This window comes from Mycobacterium sp. E3247 (assembly GCF_001667785.1).
Lineage (GTDB): Bacteria > Actinomycetota > Actinomycetes > Mycobacteriales > Mycobacteriaceae > Mycobacterium.
Window position 1 is genome coordinate 1 of the sequence record NZ_LZJG01000475.1, and the last position, 2,763, is coordinate 2,763.

Here is a 2,763-nt window from a genome sequence, read left to right on the forward strand (position 1 = left end):
AAAGAGGAAACGCCACCTATGGCTCGACTAGTAGGCGTCGATCTGCCGCGCGACAAGCGGATGGAGATCGCGCTGACCTACATCTTCGGCGTCGGCCGCACCCGGTCGAACGAGATCCTGGCAGCTACCGGAATCGACAAGGACCTGCGCACCAGGGACCTGACCGACGACCAGCTGACCCACTTGCGTGACTACATCGAAGCGAACCTCAAGGTTGAGGGTGACCTGCGCCGCGAGGTGCAGGCCGACATTCGCCGCAAGATCGAGATCGGCTGCTACCAGGGCCTGCGGCACCGCCGCGGCCTGCCGGTGCGCGGCCAGCGGACCAAGACCAATGCGCGCACCCGCAAGGGCCCCAAGCGCACCATCGCAGGCAAGAAGAAGGCCAGGTAACCGCCCATGCCACCAGCCAAGAAGGCAGCCTCTGCGCCCAAGAAGGGGCAGAAGACCCGCAAGCGGGAAAAGAAGAACATCCCGCACGGCGCCGCGCACATCAAGAGCACGTTCAACAACACGATCGTGAGCATCACCGACCCGCAGGGCAACGTCATCGCCTGGGCGTCGTCGGGCCACGTCGGGTTCAAGGGTTCGCGGAAGTCGACGCCGTTCGCCGCGCAGCTGGCCGCCGAAAACGCCGCGCGCAAGGCGCAGGAGCACGGCGTGAAGAAGGTCGACGTGTTCGTCAAGGGCCCGGGCTCGGGCCGGGAGACGGCGATCCGCTCGCTGCAGGCCGCGGGCCTGGAGGTCGGCGCGATCTCCGACGTCACCCCACAGCCGCACAACGGCTGCCGTCCGCCCAAGCGCAGAAGGGTCTAGGGAAAGAATCATGGCTCGTTACACCGGACCCATCACCCGCAAGTCGCGCCGGCTGCGCACCGACCTGATCGGTGGCGACCAGGCCTTCGAGAAGCGTCCCTACCCGCCCGGCCAGCACGGCCGCGCGCGGATCAAGGAAAGCGAGTACCTGCAGCAGCTGCAGGAGAAGCAGAAGGCCCGCTTCACCTACGGCGTCATGGAGAAGCAGTTCCGCCGCTACTACGAAGAGGCCACCCGCCAGCCCGGCAAGACGGGTGAGGAGCTGCTCAAGATCCTGGAAAGCCGACTGGACAACGTCGTCTACCGCGCCGGGCTCGCCCGCACGCGCCGGATGGCCCGCCAGCTGGTCAGCCACGGCCACTTCAGCGTCAACGGCGTGCACGTCAACGTGCCCAGCTACCGGGTGTCCCAGTACGACATCATCGACGTGCGGGACGGCTCGCTGAACACGGTGCCGTTCCAGATCGCCCGGGAGACGGCGGGCGACCGCCCGATCCCCGGCTGGCTGCAGGTGGTGGGGGAGCGTCAGCGGATCCTGATCCACCAGCTGCCCGAGCGGGCGCAGATCGACGTGCCCCTCGCCGAGCAGCTGATCGTCGAGTTCTACTCGAAGTAACAAGACTTTTCGGGCCGCCCGGCCCGGAAACCTCAACGGCATCAAATAGCGGGTGCCGAGAAGGAGAAGAAGAAACACCATGCTGATTTCTCAGCGACCCACACTGTCGGAAGAAGTACTGTCCGACAACCGCTCGCAGTTCGTCATCGAGCCCCTGGAGCCCGGATTCGGTTACACCCTGGGCAATTCGCTGCGCCGGACGCTGCTGTCGTCGATTCCCGGCGCGGCCGTGACCAGCATCCGCATCGACGGCGTGCTGCACGAGTTCACCACCGTCGCCGGGGTGAAGGAAGACGTCACCGCGATCATCCTGAACCTCAAGAGCCTGGTGGTGTCCTCGGAGGAGGACGAGCCGGTTACCATGTACCTGCGCAAGCAGGGCCCGGGCGCGGTCACCGCCGGTGACATCGTGCCGCCCGCCGGTGTCACGGTGCACAACCCCGAGATGCACATCGCGACGCTGAACGACAAGGGCAAGCTCGAGGTCGAACTCGTCGTCGAGCGTGGCCGCGGCTACGTGCCGGCGGTGCAGAACCGGGCCTCCGGCGCCGAAATCGGCCGGATCCCGGTCGATTCCATCTACTCACCGGTGCTCAAGGTGACCTACAAGGTGGACGCGACCCGTGTCGAGCAGCGCACCGACTTCGACAAGCTGGTCCTGGACGTCGAGACCAAGAGCTCGATCACCCCGCGTGACGCGCTGGCGTCGGCCGGTAAGACCCTGGTCGAACTGTTCGGCCTGGCACGCGAACTCAACGTCGAGGCCGAGGGTATCGAGATCGGGCCGTCGCCGGCCGAGGCCGACCACATCGCCTCGTTCGCGCTGCCGATCGACGACCTGGACCTGACGGTGCGGTCGTACAACTGCCTCAAGCGCGAGGGTGTGCACACTGTCGGCGAGCTGGTCAGCCGCACCGAGTCCGACCTGCTCGACATCCGCAACTTCGGTCAGAAGTCGATCGACGAGGTGAAGGTCAAGCTGCACCAGCTGGGCCTGTCGCTCAAGGACAGCCCGGCGAGCTTCGACCCGTCGCAGGTCGCCGGCTACGACGTGGCCACCGGCACGTGGTCCACCGAAGGCGCCTACGACGACCAGGACTACGCGGAAACCGAACAGCTGTAAAGGCCGTCCGGTGACGATGCGGCCGCTGAGGAACCGGACACCTACAACAGAAGCCCGTCCCGGCCCTACCTGATACGGGGGCCGGCCCCCAATGAGGAGATAGTGCAATGCCCAAGCCCACCAAGGGCCCCCGCCTCGGCGGGTCGTCTTCGCACCAGAAGGCCCTGCTGGCCAACCTGGCCACGTCGCTGTTCGAGCACGGCCGGAT

At 66.3% G+C, this 2,763-nt stretch carries 4 protein-coding genes and 1 pseudogene; all 5 read left to right on the plus strand.

Going from position 1 to position 2,763, the window contains the following annotated elements; translation table 11 throughout:
- Window positions 1–18 precede the first annotated feature (18 nt).
- The gene (rpsM, locus tag A9X04_RS23115) at window positions 19–393 is read left to right on the plus strand and encodes a 30S ribosomal protein S13 (protein ID WP_007167900.1); all 375 of its coding nucleotides are present in this window, start codon (window positions 19–21) and stop codon (window positions 391–393) included.
- Window positions 394–399: 6 nt separating this feature from the next.
- A complete protein-coding gene (gene rpsK, locus A9X04_RS23120) occupies window positions 400–816 on the plus strand; it encodes a 30S ribosomal protein S11 (RefSeq protein ID WP_007167901.1) in 417 nt (138 codons plus the stop codon).
- A gap of 10 nt (window positions 817–826) precedes the next feature.
- Window positions 827–1,432 (plus strand): 30S ribosomal protein S4, encoded by a 606-nt coding sequence (gene rpsD / locus A9X04_RS23125; RefSeq protein ID WP_067925529.1) that lies wholly within the window; start codon window positions 827–829, stop codon window positions 1,430–1,432.
- 79 nt (window positions 1,433–1,511) lie between these two features.
- Window positions 1,512–2,555: a DNA-directed RNA polymerase subunit alpha gene (locus tag A9X04_RS23130; RefSeq protein WP_067925532.1), complete on the plus strand. Its 1,044-nt coding sequence runs from the start codon at window positions 1,512–1,514 to the stop codon at window positions 2,553–2,555.
- 107 nt (window positions 2,556–2,662) lie between these two features.
- Window positions 2,663–2,763: pseudogene (locus A9X04_RS23135) on the plus strand (50S ribosomal protein L17); the annotation flags it as partial.